This is a genomic window from Leclercia sp. M50, assembly GCF_037150775.1.
GTDB lineage: Bacteria > Pseudomonadota > Gammaproteobacteria > Enterobacterales > Enterobacteriaceae > Enterobacter.
Genome location: NZ_JBBCPK010000007.1, coordinates 50,602 through 70,303 on the forward strand (window position 1 = coordinate 50,602; position 19,702 = coordinate 70,303).

Below are 19,702 nucleotides of genomic sequence, written 5' to 3' on the forward strand. Positions count from 1 at the left end.
GGAAGTAATACTGAATAGATGGACATTATTGTTCCGGGTTTACGATGCGCCAGCTTAATCGACTTAATCAGTACCAGCGACTGTGGCAGCCCTCTGCCGGTGCGCCACAGCAGGTCAGTGTGGCAGAGCTGGCGAGCCGCTGTTTTTGCAGTGAACGGCATGTCCGCACCCTGCTACGTCAGGCCCAGGAGGCGGGCTGGCTCAGCTGGCATGCGCAGTCCGGACGCGGAAAGCGCGGTGAGCTACGCTTTTACGTCACGCCGGAATCGTTACGTAACGCGATGATGGAAGAGGCGCTGAAAAGCGGGCATCAGCAGAATGCCCTGGCGCTGGCACAGCTGGCCCCCCAGGCGCTGCGCGCGCTGCTGCATCCTTTTCTGGGCGGGCAGTGGCAGAATGATACGCCGACGCTGCGCATTCCCTATTACCGTCCACTCGATCCGCTCCAGCCTGGTTTTCTGCCGGGCCGCGCTGAACAGCATCTCGTGGGACAGATCTTTTCCGGACTGACCCGGTTCGACGATACCCGCAGCGAACCCGTGGGCGATCTGGCGCATCACTGGGATATCTCGACCGACGGGCTGCGCTGGCATTTCTACATTCGCTCCACGCTGCACTGGCACAACGGGGATAAAGTCGAGGCAACCCAGCTCCAGAGCCAGCTGGCGAAGCTGCTTACCCTGCCCGCGCTGCGCAAGCTGTTTAACAGCGTGAGGCAAATTGAGGTCACCCATCCTCAGTGCCTGACTTTTGTATTACACCATCCCGACTACTGGCTGGCGCACCGGCTGGCAAGCTATTGCAGCCACCTTGCCCATCCTGAACAGCCCCTGACCGGGAGCGGGCCGTTTCGCCTGGCAATCTTCGATCCTGACCTGGTCCGGCTGGAAAGCCACGAGCAGTACCACCTCGGGCATCCGCTGCTGAAAGCGATCGAATACTGGATCACGCCTCAGCTTTTTGACCAGGATTTAGGTACCAGCTGTCGTCATCCGGTGCAGATTGCCATCGGTGAGCCGGAGGAGCTTGCCAGCCTGCGGCTGGTCAGTAACAGCATCAGCCTCGGTTTTTGCTACCTCACGCTGAAACAGAGCGATCGCCTAAGCGAAGCGCAGGCCCGACGGGTGATCGAGATCATCCATCACTCGTCGCTGCTGCATACGCTGCCGCTGGACGAGAATCTCATCACGCCGACCCAAGAGTTGCTGCCGGGCTGGTCAATCCCGCAGTGGACGCGGGAACAGGAGACCGTTCTGCCGGAAACGCTCACTCTGCTTTATCACCTGCCGGTGGAGTTGCATACCATGGCGGAACAGTTGAAACGCTATCTGGCGCAGGAAGGGTGTCAGCTCAGAGTGATGTTTCATGATGCCAAAACGTGGGACGGCTGCACCGCCCTGGCGGAGGCGGATATCATGATGGGGGACAGGTTAATTGGCGAGGCGCCAGAATACACCCTGGAGCAGTGGCTGCGCTGTGATGCCCTGTGGCCTTATCTGCTCAGCGCACCGGAGTTCGCGCACCTGATGGCGACCCTGGATGCCGTTCAGACCCAACCCGACGGTTCTGCCCGCCATCTGGCGCTGAAAGAGGTTTACTCCCGCCTGATGAAGCGTGCCGTGCTGACGCCGCTGTTCAACTATCAGTATCAAATCAGCGCCCCGCCGGGGGTAAATGGTATCCGGCTGAATCCGCGCGGCTGGTTTGACTTTACCGAGGCCTGGCTGCCGGCGCCGAAAACGTGAAGAAGCTGGTCGCCGCCACGGGCAGACGCTACCATAGGTCTTTAACCGTCAAAGTTGGGAAGATTAATGAAACGTGCCGTTGTCGTCTTCAGTGGAGGCCAGGACTCCACGACCTGTCTGGTTCAGGCTCTGCAGCAATATGATGAAGTCCATTGTGTGACTTTTGACTATGGCCAGCGCCATAGCGAAGAGATTGAGGTCGCGCAGAAACTGGCGGTGAAACTCGGCGCACGGGCGCATAAGGTGCTGGATGTCACTCTGCTCAACGAACTGGCGGTGAGCAGCCTCACCCGGGACAGCATTCCGGTACCGGACTACGAACCGGATGCCGAGGGGATCCCGAATACCTTCGTACCGGGGCGTAATATCCTCTTCCTGACCCTGACGGCCATCTATGCTTACCAGGTAAAAGCCGAGGCAATCATCACCGGCGTGTGCGAAACCGACTTCTCGGGCTATCCGGACTGCCGCGATGAGTTTGTTAAAGCCCTTAACCACGCTGTGAACCTCGGCATGGCTAAAGATATCCGTTTCGAAACGCCGCTAATGTGGCTCGATAAAGCCGAAACCTGGGCGCTGGCCGACTACTGGGGCAAGCTGGATCTGGTGCGTAACGAAACGCTCACCTGCTACAACGGCATCAAAGGCGATGGCTGCGGCCAGTGTGCGGCGTGTAATCTGCGCGCTAATGGCCTGAATCACTATCTGGCGGATAAAGCCGGGGTGATGGCGGCTCTGAAGAAAAAAACCGGTCTTAGCTGACCGGAGCGGTCTGCCGGGTGAAAAGATGCTTCGCCCGGCATCAGAAGCGGGGTTATTTGATTAACAGCTCCAGCTTCTCACGTAACTCCCCCTCCAGCGGCAGCGCTTTCTGCGTTTTCAGATCGATGCAGACAAAGGTAATCAACGCATCTGCCACCACCTGTCCTTCCGGCTCCAGGGTGATCACCTGGCTCAATACCCCACTTTTCCCGTTCAACTGCTGTAGCTGGCTGGTCACGGTGAGTAGATCGCTGAGCACTGCGGGCCGGCGATAGTTGATATTGATGTTCACCACCACAAAAGCGATACGGTGCGCGGTCATCCATTGAAAACTGTCGCTGTTTTCCAGTCCATCCCAGCGCGCCTCTTCGAGGAACTCCAGATAACGGGCGTTATTAACGTGTTGATAAACATCAAGGTGGTAACCGCGAACTTTGATTTGGGTCTGCATAGCGCAATAGCCTTCAGGGTAGTTAATTATAAGATTCAGAGGTCATAACTGGTACGACCTCTTTATCCTGGCAAATTTTTACCACTGTGCAAGTTATTACAGCATCAGGTGCGCAAGATTACGTTCCACCAGCGCCCCACCCATACCCGGAACCTGCCGGAGATCGTCCAGAGTTTTAAACGGACCGTACTCTTCGCGGTAACTGACGATCGCCTGGGCTTTTTTTATCCCCACGCCATTCATCACCTTTGCCAGCTCCTCTGCCGATGCAGAATTAATGCTGACCCGCACCCCTTCCTCTTCGCCGTTTTTGCTGCTCGCGGCGGCTTTCGACTGCGGTGATGATGTGACGGAGACCGACGGCTCAGATTTGCTTTGCGTGACCGGCGTTTTCGCGACCGAGGGTGCCGCCAGCGCGCTGTGGCTCAACCCCGCCGTTACGATGGCAAGCGTGATGAAAAGGGCTTTGATTCCATGTTTCATGCTGTTTTCTCCTTGTTTGTTGACAGCCCCTTTACCTTATTCGGGCCGCTTTTCAGGCACAAACAGCAGATTGCAGAAATGGAAAAGGCCGCGAAAGCGGCCTTTTGGTATTGCAGTATGTTGCTTAAGTTTGCGACCAGCGACGTAATTACTGCTGAGTAATGATATCGCCCAGCTTAATTTTGGCTTCTTTACGCAGATTACTCATCAACGCTTCGAAAGCGATTTGGGCGTTGTTCTGGGTGATACCCTGAATCATCGCTTTCTTCTGCGCTTCCGGCATGGTGCCCGCTTTGACTTCATCCAGCGCCACAATCACTACGTTGCCCTGCATATCGTTGGCGATACCAAAGCTCGGTTTGTCTTTCGCAGGCTGGCTCAGGGTAAATGCCGCCTGGCTGATCGGATCCTGACCGGTACGACTCAGGGTCTTCGCCTCGCCAAAGCTCAGGCCAGCCGCTTTCAGCGCCTCATCACCTTTACCGGCTTTCAGCTCAGCCAGCAGCTTTTCAGCATCCAGCTTCGCCTGCTGCACGGCTTTGTTATGTTTCACCAGCGCAGCGATCTGATCTTTCACCTCGTCCAGCGGCTTAACAGCCTCCGGCTTGTGTTCACTCACACGCAGGACAAAGGCGCGGTCGCCGTCCACGGTGATGATGTCGGAGTTGCTGCCCGGGGTGCCGTTTTCGCCCACCAGACCACCGCTAAAGATAGCATCCGCCACTGGCTTGAAGTTCAGCTCCTCCGGCAGGTTGTCACGATCAAACCAACCGGTGGTGACAGCTTTCGCGCCCGCAGCCTGCTCAGCGCCCGCCAAGGATTCGTTGTCGTTGCTGGCCGCATCGCTCACTTTCTGCTGCAACGCATAGAAGCCATCCAGCGCTTTCTCCTGCTTCACTTTCGCCGCAATCTCATCATGGACGTCCGCCAGCGGTTTGGTTGTCGCAGGGGTAATATCATCCAGACGTGCCACCAGGAAACCGACGGAAGATTTAATCACGCCAGAAAGTTGACCTTTCTCTTTCAGGCCGGCATTTTTCAGCTCGTCCGGGGTGGTCGCCTCTTCCAGCCAACCCATGTCACCGCCGTTTTTCGCAGAGATGATATCGGTGGACTTCTCTTTTGCGACCGTTGCAAAGTCGGTGCCTTTGTTCAGCTCATCCAGCGCCGCTTTAGCGTCGGCTTCCGTTTTGGTCTGAATCACGCTGTAACGGTTACGCTGTGGCTGAGTGAACTGATCCTGATGCTGATCGTAGTAAGACTGGATCTCCGCATCGGTGGCGTTCTCCTGCATCGCAGCCGCATCCAGCTTGATGTAGCTCACGCGGAACTGTTCCGGGGCGGTGAAGTTGTTTTTGTTCTGCTCGTAGTAGCTTTTCACCTCTTCGTCGCTCGCCTGCTGTTTAGCCGCCAGGGCGTTAACGTCGAAAGTGGCTTCGCGCACGACGCGCTGCTGAGCAACCAGCGTCGCCAGCTCGTCCGCTTCGCCCTTAAGCATGAAGTCGGTGCCTACAACAGCGTTAATAAGCTGCTGAGTGGTGAGCTGATTGCGCAGTGCCTGAGCGTATTGATCCGGCGTCATCCCCATCTGATTAACGATGGCGGTATAACGGGTGTTATCGAATTTGCCGTTATTCTGGAAAGCAGGGGTAGCGAAAATCGCATTCTTCACCTGATCATCGCTGATGCTCAGACCCAGCTCACGGGCATACTGATCAAGCAGGGCTTCGTCGATAAGACGGTTCAGCGTCTGCTGACGCAGGTTCTTCATGTACCCTTCGTTCGCCGCCAGTTCAGAGAACCGATCGCCTAACTGTTGCTGCATGCGGTTACGTTCACCGGCAAATGCATTCTCAAACTGCCCACGGCTGATTTCCTGGTCGTTCACTTTTGCGGCGTAGTTTGCACTACCGCCAATCAGGTATCCGCTCACGCCGGTCAATATGAACGACACGATAATGATACCGAAAATAATCTTGAGCACGAGACTGTTAGCAGCCGTGCGTAAGCTGTCCATCATGGTGTAACCACACTCCGCTGTAGGTGACTGGTGACCTGACGCTGGCGGAATCCTGACCGCAGCGCGTAAAGACGTATTGTGACAAGAAACCGGGGCTATTGTCAGCCCACAACTCGCATAAACTCACATAAATCAGGCCTGGACAAACAAAAAAGGCACATCAAATGATGCGCCCTTGTACTTTTCAACTTCCCTGAAGTAAGAAAGCGATCAGTTTACCGCGTCTTTCAGCGCTTTGCCGGCACGGAAGCCCGGAACTTTAGCAGCAGCGATGGTGATCTCTTTACCGGTCTGAGGGTTGCGGCCAGTACGGGCAGCACGCTCTTTAACAGCAAAAGTACCAAAACCTACCAGCGCTACGTCGTCCCCAGCCTGCAGAGATTCGGTAACAGAAGCAATCAAAGCATCTAACGCACGTCCAGCCGCAGCTTTGGAGATGTCAGCACCCGCAGCAATTTTGTCAATCAGTTGAGATTTATTCACTCTTCTCTTCCTCTCTTTATAATTTATATCGCGTCTGAATCCTTCACAACGCGACCGCGCAGCAGTTATATCAGGCCTGCCATGACCTTACAACACCCGTTGTTGATGGCTGGCCCAATCAGCAATCTAAATTAGCTATACAAAAAAAGGCTGGCAAGCCCGAAATAGCTTACCAACCTTTTTTTTATTGACGCTCTTTGCGCGAGGTCACTATTTTGCGGTCACAACCTGCATTCCTGAAGGCTCATTCTGCAGCGCAAGTGTCAGAACTTCCTCAATACGTTTCACCGGATGGATATCCAGATCGGCGATAACGTTATCCGGAATCTCTTCCAGATCGCGCTTATTCTCGTACGGAATGAGAACCGTTTTAATGCCACCGCGGTGTGCCGCCAGCAGTTTCTCTTTCAAACCGCCAATCGGCAATACCTGGCCACGCAGGGTGATTTCGCCGGTCATTGCCACATCGGCACGAACCGGGTTACCGGTCAGGCAAGAGACCAGCGCGGTACACATGGCGATACCGGCGCTTGGGCCATCTTTCGGCGTTGCCCCTTCCGGCACGTGAACGTGAATGTCGCGTTTTTCGTAGAAGTCCGGATTAATACCCAGTTTTTCCGCGCGGGCGCGCACCACGGTCAGCGCAGCCTGAATGGACTCCTGCATCACTTCACCCAGCGAGCCGGTGTAGGTCAGCTTACCTTTACCCGGTACGCAGGCGGTTTCAATGGTCAGCAGATCGCCGCCTACTTCCGTCCATGCCAGACCCGTAACCTGTCCGACGCGGTTTTCGCTGTCCGCGCGGCCATAGTCGTAGCGCTGAACACCGAGGTATTCGTGCAGGTTGTCGCCAGTGATTTCAATGTGCTTCAACGACTTATCGAGCAGCAGCTGTTTAACCGCTTTACGACACAGCTTGGAAATTTCACGCTCCAGGCTACGCACGCCCGCTTCACGGGTGTAGTAACGAATGATGCCGATAATCGCGCTATCATCGACGGTCAGTTCGCTCTCTTTCAGAGCGTTACGTTCAATCTGCTTCGACAGCAGGTGACGACGGGCAATGTTCAGCTTTTCGTCTTCGGTGTAGCCAAAAAGACGGATCACTTCCATACGATCCAGCAGCGGTGCCGGGATGTTCATGGAGTTAGAGGTCGCCACGAACATCACATCGCTCAGATCGTAGTCCACTTCCAGGTAGTGATCGCTAAATGCCACGTTCTGCTCTGGATCCAGCACTTCAAGCAGGGCAGACGCCGGATCGCCGCGCATATCGGACGACATTTTGTCGATCTCATCTAACAGGAACAGCGGGTTTTTAACGCCCACTTTCGCCATCTTCTGGATCAGTTTGCCCGGCATTGAGCCGATATAGGTCCGGCGGTGACCGCGGATTTCCGCCTCGTCACGCACCCCGCCCAGCGCCATACGGATATATTTACGACCGGTGGCTTTGGCGATGGACTGCCCCAGAGAGGTTTTACCCACCCCCGGCGGCCCGACCAGGCAGAGAATTGGCCCCTTGAGCTTATTCATACGGCTCTGAACCGCAAGGTACTCAAGGATGCGGTCTTTGACACGCTCAAGACCGTAGTGGTCGGTATCCAGGATCTCCTGGGCCTGGCGCAGGTCTTTTTTGACCTTGCTGCGGGCGTTCCACGGAACCTGAACCATCCACTCGATATAGCCGCGTACAACGGTCGCTTCAGCCGACATCGGAGACATCATTTTCAGCTTCTGCAGTTCTGCTTCCGCTTTCTCTTTGGCCTCTTTCGGCATTTTCGCCGCGTCGATCTTACGCTTCAGCGCTTCGTTTTCATCCGGCGCGTCATCCATCTCGCCGAGCTCTTTCTGAATAGCCTTCATCTGCTCGTTCAGATAGTACTCGCGCTGAGATTTCTCCATCTGCTTCTTCACGCGGTTGCGAATGCGTTTCTCAACCTGCAGCAGATCGATTTCAGACTCCATCATCGCCATCAGATATTCCAGACGCTCGTTAACGTCGGACATCTCCAGCACGGACTGTTTGTCCGCCAGCTTCAGCGGCATGTGTGCAGCGATAGTGTCTGCCAGACGTGCAGGATCGTCGATACTGTTGAGCGACGTCAGCACTTCTGGTGGGATTTTTTTGTTCAGCTTGATGTAGCCTTCAAACTGACTGATCGCGGTGCGAACCAGCACCTCCTGCTCACGCTCGTCCAGCTGAGGCGAGTCGAGGTATTCCGCTTTTGCCGCAAAGTGTTCGCCATCGTCAGATAGCGTGGTAATACGCGCACGCTGTAGCCCCTCAACCAGCACCTTTACGGTGCCGTCAGGCAGCTTCAGCATTTGTAAAATAGAGGCCACGGTCCCGACGGTGAAAAGATCGTTTACACCCGGCTCATCCGTTGATGCTTCTTTCTGCGCAACCAGCATGATTTTTTTATCATGATCCATGGCGGCTTCAAGGCAACGGATAGATTTTTCCCGCCCTACAAATAAGGGTATGACCATGTGCGGATAAACCACCACATCGCGCAACGGCAATACGGGGATTTCAATGCGTTCAGAACGCTCAGGATTCATAGAGCTCTCTCTTAGTTTAGTGTCCGCCAGGTAAGCTGGTCATGAGACTGTGCTTCACATAACCATTAACATGTAATCCAGTATATGGGGATGTTTCCCACACATTCAACGTCATGTTTACGGAAAAATAAAAGGGGGGATTAAATCCCCCCTTTTTGATTAACTGCTTGTATGCTCTGGTGAATTATTCGCCAGATGCCTGCTGCGCTTCCGGCGTACCGTAAATCAGCAGCGGCTTGCTTTGACCGGCAATCACGGACTCGTCGATGACCACTTTCTCGACCTCTTCCAGGGAAGGTAGGTCGTACATGGTATCAAGCAGGGCTGCTTCAACGATGGAACGCAGGCCACGGGCACCGGTTTTACGTGCCATCGCTTTTTTAGCAATCGCATCAAGCGCTTCGTCGCGGAATTCCAGCTCAACACCTTCCAGATTGAACAACGCCTGATACTGCTTGGTCAGGGCATTTTTCGGCTCTTTCAGAATTTGAATAAGCGCATCTTCGCTCAGTTCTGTCAGCGTGGCGACAACCGGCAGACGACCGATGAACTCAGGGATCAGACCAAACTTGATCAGATCTTCTGGCTCAACCTGCATCAGCAGTTCGCCCTCTTTCGCTTTTTCAGACTTCGCTTTTACGGTGGCGCCAAAGCCAATACCCGAGCCGGTTTCAACACGGTTAGCGATGACTTTATCCAGACCGGCAAACGCACCGCCACAGATAAAGAGGATCTTGGAGGTATCAACCTGCAGGAACTCCTGCTGAGGATGCTTACGACCGCCCTGCGGTGGAACCGCGGCAACCGTCCCTTCGATCAGTTTCAGCAATGCCTGCTGCACACCTTCACCGGAAACGTCACGGGTGATCGATGGGTTATCGGATTTACGCGAGATTTTATCGATCTCATCGATATAAACGATACCGCGCTGTGCTTTCTGCACATCGTAATCACATTTCTGCAGCAGTTTCTGAATGATGTTTTCCACATCTTCACCCACATAACCGGCTTCGGTCAGGGTGGTGGCATCGGCCATGGTGAATGGAACATCCAGCAGACGTGCCAGCGTTTCTGCCAGCAGGGTTTTACCGGAACCGGTTGGGCCGATCAGCAAAATGTTACTTTTGCCCAGCTCAACGCCGTTGCTGTTATCCCCGTTACGCAGACGTTTGTAGTGGTTGTACACCGCCACTGCCAGCACTTTTTTCGCCTGTTCCTGACCGATGACATAGTCGTCAAGATGATGACGAATCTCATGCGGGGTCGGTAACGCGCTGCGCTCGCGGTGTGGTGCGACTTCTTTAATCTCTTCGCGGATGATGTCGTTACATAAGTCGACACATTCGTCGCAGATATACACGGATGGCCCGGCAATCAGTTTGCGCACTTCATGCTGGCTTTTGCCGCAAAAAGAGCAGTAAAGCAGTTTGCCCGATCCATCTTTGCGTTTATCTGTCATGAGTCAAAACCTCTTTTTAAGTTCTTTGTGCCGCACATGACGACGCAAATGCCATTCTCAGACGCAAGCTGCTCGTAAGCAAAGTGCCGCCCTACCATAGTATAGCGGCACACCCGCGTCGTGGGCATCAATTACGATGGGTCAAAATGGAGTCGACTAAGCCGTACTCAACTGCCTCTGGTGCGGACAGGAAGCGATCGCGCTCGGTATCACGCTCGATCTGCTCAAGTGATTGACCCGTGTGGTGAGCCATAAGTTCATTCATACGCCCTTTAACTTTCAGAATTTCACGGGCGTGAATCTCAATGTCTGTCGCCTGGCCCTGGTATCCGCCCAGCGGCTGGTGGATCATAACGCGCGAATTCGGCAGGCAGAAGCGCTTGCCTTTCGCCCCTGCGGTCAGCAGGAATGCGCCCATCGATGCCGCCTGGCCCATACAAATGGTGCTCACATCAGGCTTGATGAACTGCATGGTATCGTAAATGGACATCCCGGCGGTGATAACGCCACCCGGGGAGTTAATGTACAGGTAAATGTCTTTTTCCGGGTTTTCCGCTTCCAGAAACAGCATCTGCGCCACGATCAGGTTCGCCATGTGGTCTTCCACCTGGCCGGTCATGAAGATAACGCGCTCTTTAAGCAGACGGGAGTAGATATCAAAAGAACGTTCACCGCGAGAGGTCTGTTCAATAACCATTGGCACCAGCGCCATATGGGGTGCAAAGTTATCTCGTTCGCCACTGTATGACATTTCCGTCTCCTGGATAAAAAATGAAAATACCTGCTGTACTGATTGTAACCTTGCGGACGGATTATCAGCCAGTCTCTTTAATACTGCTTCCCCACTAATGGGGATGGCTCAGCCCTATTTCAAGCATAACAATCTTTTGTTGTAACGCTAACACTGAAAAGGCGTTTTATCACGCTTCGTGATTTATAACTGTGATAAAAAAAACCCGCCGCCGAAAGGCAACGGGTTTTTTGCTCAAACTTTAAACAAAGCGGGCAGAATTATGCCTGCTGGTTCATCAGTTCGTTGAACGAAGTGGCTTTTTCAGACACTTTCGCTTTGGCCAGAACCGCTTCAACAGCCTGCTCTTCCAGGGCGACATTGCGCATGTTTTCCATCAGCTCTTTGTTGCTGCCGTAGAAAGCAACAACTTCTGACGGATCTTCATAGGCAGAAGCCATCTCTTCGATCAGACCTTTAACACGCTCTTCGTCAGCTTTCAGCTCGTGGGTACGAATCACTTCGCCCAGCAGCAGACCAACGACAACGCGGCGTTTAGCCTGCTCTTCGAACAGCTCGCGTGGCAGCTCCAGCGCTTGCTTCTCGTTGCCACCGAAACGCTGTGCAGCCTGACGGCGCAGAACGTCGATTTCGCTGTCGATCAGGGCAGACGGGATCTCGATCTCGTTAGCTTTAACCAGACCTTCGATAGCCTGAGACTTCACGCGGTTACGCACGGCACCTTTCAGCTCGCGCTCCATGTTTTTACGCACTTCTGCACGCAGACCTTCAACAGAACCATCTTCAACGCCGAAACGTTTGATGAAATCTTCAGTCAGTTCTGGCAGCTCGCGGTCTTCGACTTTCTTCAGGGTAATGGCGAACTTAGCCGCTTTACCTTTCAGGTTTTCAGCGTGGTACTCTTCCGGGAAGGTCACGTCGATGGTGAACTCTTCGCCAGCGCTGTGGCCTTTGATACCGTCTTCGAAGCCTGGGATCATACGACCCTGGCCCATCGCCAGTACGAAGTCAGACGCTTTACCGCCTTCGAACTCTTCGCCGTCTACAGAGCCGGTGAAGTCGATGGTGACACGGTCTTCTGCATCAGCAGCGCCGTCTTTGTCTTTCCAGGTCGCCTGCTGCTTACGCAGGGTGTCCAGCATGCCGTCAACGTCAGCTTCAGTCACTTCAACGACAGGTTTTTCAACTTCAATCGTTTCCAGGCCTTTCAGCTCAACTTCAGGATAGACTTCGAACTCTACCGCGTAGGTGAAGTCTTCGCCCAGTTTGTATTCACCCGGAACATAGGTCGGGGAACCGGCTGGGTTGATTTTTTCTTTGATGATCGCGTCAACAAAGTTGCGGCTCATCAGGTCACCCAGCACGTCCTGGCGAACAGAAGCGCCATAACGCTGAGCAACGACATTCATCGGTACTTTGCCCTTACGGAAGCCGTCAATACGGACTTTCTTCGCTACGTTGACCAGCTCGCTTTTTACAGCGTTTTCGATGCTGTCAGCAGCGATTGTAATCGTTACACGGCGGCCAAGGCCTTGAGTGGTTTCAACTGAAACTTGCATCTTGTTACCTCAAAAAAATCACAGTGCTCGGTCAACTCTGAATTTGCCTCGCAATACCGGGATGCTCTCTTGTAGCAGATTCACATTCCCTGTCGCCAGAATCATCCCGAAGACATTCATTAAGACGCGGCATTATAGCGGCATCACTTTAGTGAGTCGAGAACGGTTGGCGTATGTTGCTGCGGCTTTTTTCACAAATTAAGGCTATTTTTAGCCTTAAAATCGCGCCACCGGCTCAAAACCCGGACAAAACAAAACGGCCCGCAGGCCGCTTTGACGTAATCTTTATGCAACATACTGGAAAAGCTCCTGCTGTTGCAAACAGGATTTATTAGGCGATCGTCCCGGCTCCCCGGCACGGTGGCGATGCGAAAATCGTATCCTGTAACCCTTTCCACTCTTTGATTGTATAAGTGTGGAGCGCCAGCGCATGGACCGTGGTCGAGAGCTCTTCCGTCAAGGTTCCGTAGATCATACGGTGACGGTTGAGAAAACGCTCGCCAGCGAAACGGTCACTGACCAGCACCACCTTAAAGTGGCTCTCAGAGCCTGCCGGTACGTTATGACGATAGCTTTCGTCGACGACTTCAAGGAACACAGGTTCAAACGCCGCCCTTAACTTATCTTCAATCTGTTCACGTATCATCATGAAATTACTCCTCCGACAACGCTGAGATGTCACCCATCCCTTTAAATGTTAGCCGCTTTTACCGCTTGCATAACAACAAGACAACAAAAATTTAGCTTTCGTCTGATTTTCTCATTCAACCGTATGAAGTCCTATAAGGGAAGCGTCGTTTTGTCGTTCGAATAACGGAAAAGCGTTTCAGGTGGTTAGTTTTCAGACAAGGCGATGAATTTACATGCGTTGACCACTTCCCCTTGCAGTTGGCAATGTTATGATGGCGGCAATTTTTATCTCTATATGCTTACGATTCGTTGAGAGCCTGAACATGTTAAAAAAACTCTTTTTCCCTTTAGTCGCCCTGTTTATGCTGGCTGGCTGCGCGACCCCGCCAACCACCATTGATGTTTCGCCAAAGATCACCCTGCCACAACAGGATCCAAGCCTGATGGGCGTGACCGTAAGCATTAACGGCGCAGACCAGCGTCGCGACCAGGCGCTGGCGAAAGTTACCCGTGACAACCAGGTCGTCACCCTGACCGCCTCCCGCGATCTGCGTTTCCTGCTGCAGGAAGTGCTTGAGAAGCAGATGACCGCTCGCGGTTATATGGTCGGCCCAAGCGGTGCGGTGGATCTGCAGATCATCGTGAACAACCTGTACGCCGACGTCTCTCAGGGCAACGTGCGCTATAACATCGCCACCAAAGCCGATATCGCCATCATCGCTACCGCGAAGAACGGCAACAAAATGAACAAAAACTACCGTGCAAGCTACTCTGTTGAAGGTGCGTTCCAGGCCTCTAACCAGAATATTGCTAACGCGGTTAACAGCGTGCTGACCGACACCATCGCCGATATGGCGCAGGACACCAGCATTCACGAATTCATCAAGCAGAACGCACGTTAAGTCTGCCTGCTGACCCGGCCTCCGGTCGGGTCAGTTTTACCTCATGTCCAGTCACTACTTACGCATTTTCCAGCAGCCTAAATCAGCTATCTTGCTGATCCTCGGTTTTGCCTCCGGTTTACCCCTTGCCCTGACATCCGGCACGCTACAGGCGTGGATGACCGTCGAAAATATCGATCTTAAAACCATCGGCTTCTTCTCGCTGGTCGGTCAGGCCTATGTCTTTAAGTTTTTATGGTCACCAATGATGGACCGCTACACGCCGCCTTTCCTCGGCAGACGTCGTGGCTGGTTGCTGATGACCCAGGCGATGCTGCTGCTGGCGATTGCCGCCATGGGCTTTCTTGAGCCTGCGTCACAGCTGCGCTGGATGGCTGCGCTGGCAGTGGTGATCGCGTTTTGCTCTGCGTCGCAGGATATCGTTTTTGATGCCTGGAAAACGGACGTGCTTTCAGCCGAAGAGCGCGGCGCCGGGGCCGCCATCAGCGTGCTGGGTTACCGTCTGGGCATGCTGGTCTCAGGCGGGCTGGCCCTGTGGCTGGCGGACAGATACCTCGGCTGGCAGGGGATGTACTGGCTGATGGCCATCCTGCTTATTCCCTGCATGATCGCCACAATTCTTGCTCCGGAACCGAGTGATGTGATCCCGGTCCCCCGCTCCCTTGAGCAGGCTGTGGCTGAACCGTTGCGCGACTTTTTTGGCCGTAACAACGCCTGGCTCATTCTGCTGTTGATTGTGTTGTACAAACTTGGCGATGCGTTTGCGATGAGCCTGACCACCACCTTCCTGATACGTGGTGTGGGCTTCGATGCTGGTGAAGTGGGGGTCGTTAACAAAACGCTGGGGCTGATTGCCACCATTATCGGCGCGCTCTACGGCGGCGTGCTGATGCAGCGCTTAAGCCTGTTCCGTGCCCTGCTGATTTTCGGCATTCTGCAGGGGGTTTCAAACGCCGGGTACTGGCTGCTCTCCATCACCGATAAGCATATGCTCAGCATGGCGACGGCGGTGTTCTTCGAAAATCTGTGTGGTGGGATGGGGACAGCCGCGTTTGTCGCGCTGCTGATGACCTTGTGCAATAAATCGTTCTCCGCCACGCAGTTCGCCCTGCTCTCGGCCCTCTCTGCGGTGGGTCGGGTCTATGTTGGCCCTATCGCGGGCTGGTTTGTTGAAACGCACGGCTGGGCGGAGTTCTATCTGTTCTCTGTGTTTGCAGCCATTCCTGGGCTGCTCCTGTTATTACTATGCCGCCGTTCGCTGGAATATACCCAGCAAACCGAACACTTTATGGAAAGAACGCTCTACTCGTCCGCCTATCGCTTCGCCTTGAGAATCTTACTGGCGGGATCTCTGATGCTGGCGCTGTGGCTTGTCGCGGCGATCGTGAATGCCACAACCACGCTCGATCTGCCGTTTACCCTGCTGCTGCTTGATGTGGGTGCGCTGCTGGCGATGGTCGGGATCGTAACCGGTGCGCTTCTCGATTATCTGGCCATGCGTAAAACCCAAACGGCGTAAAATGATAAAAAACGGTTATTTGCCGTTGTAATCACCTTGTGAAATTATAACGGCGAATAAATCTGTCCCGGTCAAAATAATATTTGTTGTTTCGTGCTTCTTAGAATTCCGGAAATTATTGCAAGCGGTAATAAACCCTATTTTCCTTTAACCGATTCAGCAACCGAAAGATTAATTTTCCGTTTTTTAATTGTCTTTTTATTGAAAATTATTTGTTAATTATTTGTATCTTTTCCGCAATGGTTATACCAATTACCCCCTTTCCCCTCCCGACAGGACTGGATTCGTTATAAGCCGCGAATGGCGGGACTCCTGTCCAGGATTGGCTATACTTTGCAACATGTGTGACTTATCTGGCAGAACCCGGTAACACGTTACTGACACAGTCCTAATCATGTTTACAGTAATGTAACCTTCCCGTAAAATGCCCCCACACTTTAAACGCCACCAAGGTCCCCGTGGAATTGAGGTCGTTAAATGACACTTAGGAAATACAATAAAGGTTTGGGCTGGTTGTCGTTAATTGCAGGCACTGTATTACTCAGTGGCTGTGATTCTGCGCTTCTGGACCCCAAAGGACAGATTGGACTGGAACAACGTTCCCTGATTCTGACGGCTTTCGGCCTGATGATGATCGTCGTTATTCCTGCCATTTTGATGGCTATTGGTTTTGCCTGGAAGTATCGTGCGAGCAACAAAGATGCGAAGTATAGCCCTAACTGGTCACACTCCAATAAAGTGGAAGCTGTGGTCTGGACGGTGCCTATCCTGATCATCCTGTTCCTTGCCGTGCTGACCTGGAAAACCACTCACTCGCTCGAGCCGAGCAAACCGCTGGTTCACGATGAGAAACCTATCACCATTGAAGTGGTCTCCATGGACTGGAAATGGTTCTTCATCTACCCGGAACAGGGCATTGCTACCGTGAATGAAATCGCCTTCCCGGCGAACACTCCGGTAGAGTTCAAAGTGACCTCTAACTCCGTGATGAACTCCTTCTTTATTCCGCGTCTGGGCAGCCAGATTTACGCGATGGCCGGTATGCAGACTAACCTGCACCTGATTGCCAACGAAGCAGGCACCTATGACGGTATCTCCGCCAGCTACAGTGGTCCGGGCTTCTCTGGTATGAAGTTCAAAGCCATTGCCACACCTGACCGTGCCGCTTTCGACCAGTGGGTCGCTAAAGCGAAACAGTCCCCGAACACCATGTCTGACATGGCTGCGTTCGAAAAAGTGGCAACGCCTAGCGAATACAACAAAGTGGAGTACTTCTCTAACGTGAAACCGAATTTGTTCAAAGATGTCATTGGCAAATTTATGGGACATGGCAAGAGCATGGACGTGACCCAGCCTGAAGGCGAGCACACCTCGCACGAAGGTATGGAAGGCATGGACATGAGCCACGCGGAAACCGCTCACTAAGGGGCCGAGGAAGAAAATGTTCGGAAAATTGACACTGGATGCAGTGCCGTACCATGAACCCATTATCATGGTTACGATTGCTGCAATTATCATTGGTGGCGCGGCCTTAGTTGGCCTGATCACTTACTTCGGTAAGTGGAGCTACCTGTGGAATGAGTGGCTGACTTCGGTTGACCACAAAAAACTCGGCATCATGTACTGCATCGTCGGTATCGTCATGTTAATTCGTGGCTTTGCGGATGCGATCATGATGCGTAGCCAGCAGGCGCTCGCCTCGGCGGGTGAAGCAGGCTTCCTGCCACCGCACCACTACGATCAGATCTTTACCGCCCACGGCGTTATCATGATCTTCTTCGTGGCGATGCCGCTGGTTATCGGTCTGATGAACGTAGTAGTGCCGCTGCAGATCGGTGCGCGCGACGTTGCGTTCCCGTTCCTGAACAACCTGAGCTTCTGGTTCACGGTTGTCGGTGTGATTCTGGTTAACCTCTCTCTGGGCGTCGGTGAGTTCGCGCAGACCGGTTGGCTGGCCTATCCGCCGCTATCGGGAATTGAATACAGTCCTGGCGTAGGTGTTGACTACTGGATTTGGGCGCTGCAGCTCTCCGGTATCGGTACTACCCTGACCGGTATTAACTTCTTCGTGACCATCCTGAAGATGCGTGCCCCAGGCATGACGATGTTCAAGATGCCGGTATTTACCTGGGCATCTCTGTGCGCCAACGTCCTGATTATCGCCTCTTTCCCAATTCTGACCGTCACCATCGCGCTGCTGACCCTGGATCGCTATCTGGGTACCCATTTCTTTACCAACGATATGGGTGGCAACATGATGATGTACATCAACCTGATTTGGGCCTGGGGTCACCCGGAAGTGTACATCCTGGTTCTGCCGGTGTTCGGTGTCTTCTCCGAAATCGCGGCGACCTTCTCGCGTAAACGTCTGTTTGGTTACACCTCGCTGGTGTGGGCAACCGTATGTATTACCGTTCTGTCGTTCATCGTCTGGCTGCACCACTTCTTCACCATGGGTGCGGGCGCGAACGTAAACGCCTTCTTCGGTATTACGACCATGATTATCGCAATCCCTACCGGGGTTAAGATCTTCAACTGGCTGTTCACCATGTACCAGGGCCGTATCCAGTTCCACTCAGCAATGCTGTGGACCATCGGCTTCATCGTGACCTTCTCCGTCGGTGGGATGACCGGTGTACTGCTGGCTGTTCCAGGTGCTGACTTCGTTCTGCACAACAGCCTGTTCCTGATCGCGCACTTCCACAACGTTATCATCGGCGGCGTCGTCTTCGGCTGCTTCGCTGGCGTAACCTACTGGTGGCCAAAAGCGTTCGGCTTCACGCTGAACGAAACCTGGGGTAAACGCGCGTTCTGGTTCTGGATTATCGGCTTCTTCGTGGCGTTTATGCCGCTGTACGTGCTGGGCTTCATGGGTATGACCCGTCGTCTGAGCCAGCAGATCGATCCGCAGTTCCACCCAATGCTGCTGATTGCAGCGGGCGGCGCGGCGCTGATTGCCTGCGGTATCGCATGTCAGCTGATTCAGTACTACGTCTCTATCCGTGACCGTAACCTGAACCGCGACCTGACCGGTGACCCATGGGGTGGCCGTACGCTGGAGTGGGCGACCTCTTCTCCACCGCCGTTCTATAACTTTGCCGTTGTGCCGCACATTCATGAGCGTGACGCATTCTGGGAAATGAAAGAAAAAGGCGAAGCGTACAAGCAACCTACGCATTACGAAGAGATCCACATGCCGAAAAACAGCGGTGCGGGCATTGTCATCGCCGCATTCACTACGGTATTTGGTTTCGCAATGATCTGGCATATCTGGTGGTTGGCGATTGTTGGCTTTGCCGGCGTCGTAATTAGCTGGATTGTGAAGAGCTTTGACGAGGACGTGGACTACTACGTACCAGTCCGTGAAGTCGAAAAACTGGAAAACCAGCATTTCGATGAGATTTCTAAAGCGGGGCTGAAAAATGGCAACTGATACTTTGACGCACTCAACTGCCCACGCGCATGACCACGCGCACCACGATACAGGGCCGACGAAAGTTTTCGGCTTCTGGATCTACCTGATGAGCGACTGCATTCTGTTCTGCTGTCTGTTCGCGACCTATGCCGTTCTGGTGAACGGCACAGCGGGCGGCCCGACCGGTAAGGACATTTTTGAGCTGCCGTTCGTTCTGGTTGAAACTGCCCTGCTGCTGTTCAGCTCCATCACCTACGGCATGGCGGCTATCGCCATGTACAAAAACAACAAGAGCCAGGTTGTCTCCTGGCTGGCGTTGACCTGGTTGTTTGGTGCTGGATTTATCGGGATGGAAATCTATGAATTCCATCACCTGATCATGGAAGGCTTCGGCCCGGATCGCAGTGGCTTCCTGTCAGCGTTCTTCGCGCTGGTCGGTACCCACGGTCTGCACGTGACTTCCGGTCTGATCTGGATGGCAGTGCTGATGTTCCAGATTTCCCGTCGCGGCCTGACCAGCACTAACCGCACCCGTATTATGTGCCTGAGCCTGTTCTGGCACTTCCTGGATGTGGTTTGGATCTGTGTGTTCTCTGTAGTCTATCTGATGGGGGCGATGTAATGAGTCATTCTAACGATCATGGCGCTTCCCACGGCAGCGTAAAGACCTACATGACAGGGTTTATCCTGTCGATCATCCTGACGGTCATTCCGTTCTGGATGGTGATGAGCGGTACTGCTTCTCACGCGGCAATTCTGGGTACCATCCTGGTTACCGCGGTAGTGCAGATTCTGGTGCATCTGGTTTGCTTCCTGCACATGAACACCAAGTCTGATGAAGGCTGGAATATGACAGCATTCATCTTTACCGTGATTATCATCGCAATCCTGGTAGTCGGATCCATCTGGATTATGTGGAACCTCAACTACAACATGATGGTTCACTAAGAGCGGCGAG

The 19,702-nt window shown here is 53.5% G+C and carries 17 protein-coding genes; 8 read left to right on the top strand and 9 right to left on the bottom strand.

Annotated features, from left to right (window positions below; all coding sequences use genetic code 11):
- The first annotated feature begins 44 nt into the window (after positions 1–44).
- Both WFM46_RS03010 and queC read left to right on the top strand, forming a co-directional pair.
- Positions 45–1,745 carry an SgrR family transcriptional regulator gene (locus WFM46_RS03010; protein ID WP_336997043.1) on the top strand — a complete coding sequence of 567 codons (1,701 nt, stop codon included), beginning with the start codon at positions 45–47 and terminating at the stop codon, positions 1,743–1,745.
- Between the two features lie 66 nt (positions 1,746–1,811).
- Positions 1,812–2,507: a 7-cyano-7-deazaguanine synthase QueC gene (gene queC, locus WFM46_RS03015; RefSeq protein ID WP_336997044.1), complete on the top strand. Its 696-nt coding sequence runs from the start codon at positions 1,812–1,814 to the stop codon at positions 2,505–2,507.
- 52 nt (positions 2,508–2,559) lie between these two features.
- On the opposite strand, the gene fadM is transcribed toward queC, so the two are convergent.
- The 9 genes from fadM to bolA form a co-directional block, all read right to left on the bottom strand.
- On the bottom strand, positions 2,560–2,958 hold the full coding sequence (fadM, locus tag WFM46_RS03020) for a long-chain acyl-CoA thioesterase FadM (RefSeq protein ID WP_103178486.1): 399 nt from the start codon (positions 2,956–2,958) through the stop codon (positions 2,560–2,562).
- Between the two features lie 96 nt (positions 2,959–3,054).
- On the bottom strand, positions 3,055–3,441 hold the full coding sequence (locus WFM46_RS03025) for a helix-hairpin-helix domain-containing protein (protein WP_103178485.1): 387 nt from the start codon (positions 3,439–3,441) through the stop codon (positions 3,055–3,057).
- A 148-nt stretch (positions 3,442–3,589) separates the two neighbouring features.
- Positions 3,590–5,461, bottom strand: coding sequence for a peptidylprolyl isomerase (gene ppiD / locus WFM46_RS03030; RefSeq protein ID WP_214421674.1), 1,872 nt, complete (start codon positions 5,459–5,461; stop codon positions 3,590–3,592).
- 210 nt (positions 5,462–5,671) lie between these two features.
- Positions 5,672–5,944 carry a nucleoid-associated protein HU-beta gene (gene hupB, locus WFM46_RS03035; protein WP_002444653.1) on the bottom strand — a complete coding sequence of 91 codons (273 nt, stop codon included), beginning with the start codon at positions 5,942–5,944 and terminating at the stop codon, positions 5,672–5,674.
- Positions 5,945–6,154: 210 nt separating this feature from the next.
- Positions 6,155–8,509, bottom strand: coding sequence for an endopeptidase La (lon, locus tag WFM46_RS03040; RefSeq protein WP_336997045.1), 2,355 nt, complete (start codon positions 8,507–8,509; stop codon positions 6,155–6,157).
- Positions 8,510–8,693: 184 nt separating this feature from the next.
- A complete protein-coding gene (gene clpX, locus WFM46_RS03045; protein WP_103178482.1) occupies positions 8,694–9,968 on the bottom strand; it encodes an ATP-dependent protease ATP-binding subunit ClpX in 1,275 nt (424 codons plus the stop codon).
- 127 nt (positions 9,969–10,095) lie between these two features.
- On the bottom strand, positions 10,096–10,719 hold the full coding sequence (gene clpP / locus WFM46_RS03050) for an ATP-dependent Clp endopeptidase proteolytic subunit ClpP (protein WP_032616835.1): 624 nt from the start codon (positions 10,717–10,719) through the stop codon (positions 10,096–10,098).
- 260 nt (positions 10,720–10,979) lie between these two features.
- Positions 10,980–12,278, bottom strand: a complete 1,299-nt coding sequence (gene tig / locus WFM46_RS03055; RefSeq protein WP_103178481.1) for a trigger factor — start codon at positions 12,276–12,278, stop codon at positions 10,980–10,982.
- Positions 12,279–12,609: 331 nt separating this feature from the next.
- Positions 12,610–12,927 carry a transcriptional regulator BolA gene (gene bolA, locus WFM46_RS03060; RefSeq protein ID WP_039032378.1) on the bottom strand — a complete coding sequence of 106 codons (318 nt, stop codon included), beginning with the start codon at positions 12,925–12,927 and terminating at the stop codon, positions 12,610–12,612.
- Positions 12,928–13,231: 304 nt separating this feature from the next.
- Between bolA and WFM46_RS03065 the strand changes: the two genes are divergently transcribed.
- From WFM46_RS03065 to WFM46_RS03090, 6 genes are all read left to right on the top strand, one after another.
- Entirely contained in the window at positions 13,232–13,810 is a 579-nt protein-coding gene (locus WFM46_RS03065; protein WP_103178480.1) for a lipoprotein, read from the top strand.
- A gap of 43 nt (positions 13,811–13,853) precedes the next feature.
- Positions 13,854–15,329: a muropeptide MFS transporter AmpG gene (gene ampG, locus WFM46_RS03070; RefSeq protein WP_214421672.1), complete on the top strand. Its 1,476-nt coding sequence runs from the start codon at positions 13,854–13,856 to the stop codon at positions 15,327–15,329.
- Positions 15,330–15,806: 477 nt separating this feature from the next.
- Complete coding sequence (cyoA, locus tag WFM46_RS03075; RefSeq protein WP_103178478.1) at positions 15,807–16,754, top strand: cytochrome o ubiquinol oxidase subunit II; 948 nt, start codon at positions 15,807–15,809, stop codon at positions 16,752–16,754.
- A 16-nt stretch (positions 16,755–16,770) separates the two neighbouring features.
- Positions 16,771–18,762 (top strand): cytochrome o ubiquinol oxidase subunit I, encoded by a 1,992-nt coding sequence (gene cyoB, locus WFM46_RS03080; RefSeq protein WP_156653998.1) that lies wholly within the window; start codon positions 16,771–16,773, stop codon positions 18,760–18,762.
- On the top strand, positions 18,752–19,366 hold the full coding sequence (locus tag WFM46_RS03085; RefSeq protein WP_103178476.1) for a cytochrome o ubiquinol oxidase subunit III: 615 nt from the start codon (positions 18,752–18,754) through the stop codon (positions 19,364–19,366). Before cyoB ends, WFM46_RS03085 begins: the two co-directional genes overlap by 11 nt.
- The gene (locus WFM46_RS03090; protein ID WP_103178475.1) at positions 19,366–19,692 is read left to right on the top strand and encodes a cytochrome o ubiquinol oxidase subunit IV; all 327 of its coding nucleotides are present in this window, start codon (positions 19,366–19,368) and stop codon (positions 19,690–19,692) included. The genes WFM46_RS03085 and WFM46_RS03090 overlap by 1 nt, the downstream gene beginning before the upstream one ends.
- Positions 19,693–19,702 lie beyond the last annotated feature (10 nt).

Excerpts from the sequence above, each read along its gene's own strand:
- WFM46_RS03025 (WP_103178485.1), bottom strand. The coding sequence starts at position 3,441 with ATGAAACATGGAATCAAAGCCCTTTTCATCACGCTTGCCATCGTAACG.
- bolA (WP_039032378.1), bottom strand. The coding sequence starts at position 12,927 with ATGATGATACGTGAACAGATTGAAGATAAGTTAAGGGCGGCGTTTGAA.
- WFM46_RS03065 (WP_103178480.1), top strand. The coding sequence starts at position 13,232 with ATGTTAAAAAAACTCTTTTTCCCTTTAGTCGCCCTGTTTATGCTGGCT.
- clpP (WP_032616835.1), bottom strand. The coding sequence starts at position 10,719 with ATGTCATACAGTGGCGAACGAGATAACTTTGCACCCCATATGGCGCTG.
- queC (WP_336997044.1), top strand. The coding sequence starts at position 1,812 with ATGAAACGTGCCGTTGTCGTCTTCAGTGGAGGCCAGGACTCCACGACC.
- fadM (WP_103178486.1), bottom strand. The coding sequence starts at position 2,958 with ATGCAGACCCAAATCAAAGTTCGCGGTTACCACCTTGATGTTTATCAA.
- WFM46_RS03090 (WP_103178475.1), top strand. The coding sequence starts at position 19,366 with ATGAGTCATTCTAACGATCATGGCGCTTCCCACGGCAGCGTAAAGACC.
- cyoB (WP_156653998.1), top strand. The coding sequence starts at position 16,771 with ATGTTCGGAAAATTGACACTGGATGCAGTGCCGTACCATGAACCCATT.
- tig (WP_103178481.1), bottom strand. The coding sequence starts at position 12,278 with ATGCAAGTTTCAGTTGAAACCACTCAAGGCCTTGGCCGCCGTGTAACG.
- cyoA (WP_103178478.1), top strand. The coding sequence starts at position 15,807 with ATGACACTTAGGAAATACAATAAAGGTTTGGGCTGGTTGTCGTTAATT.
- ppiD (WP_214421674.1), bottom strand. The coding sequence starts at position 5,461 with ATGATGGACAGCTTACGCACGGCTGCTAACAGTCTCGTGCTCAAGATT.
- clpX (WP_103178482.1), bottom strand. The coding sequence starts at position 9,968 with ATGACAGATAAACGCAAAGATGGATCGGGCAAACTGCTTTACTGCTCT.
- lon (WP_336997045.1), bottom strand. The coding sequence starts at position 8,509 with ATGAATCCTGAGCGTTCTGAACGCATTGAAATCCCCGTATTGCCGTTG.
- ampG (WP_214421672.1), top strand. The coding sequence starts at position 13,854 with ATGTCCAGTCACTACTTACGCATTTTCCAGCAGCCTAAATCAGCTATC.
- WFM46_RS03010 (WP_336997043.1), top strand. The coding sequence starts at position 45 with ATGCGCCAGCTTAATCGACTTAATCAGTACCAGCGACTGTGGCAGCCC.
- WFM46_RS03085 (WP_103178476.1), top strand. The coding sequence starts at position 18,752 with ATGGCAACTGATACTTTGACGCACTCAACTGCCCACGCGCATGACCAC.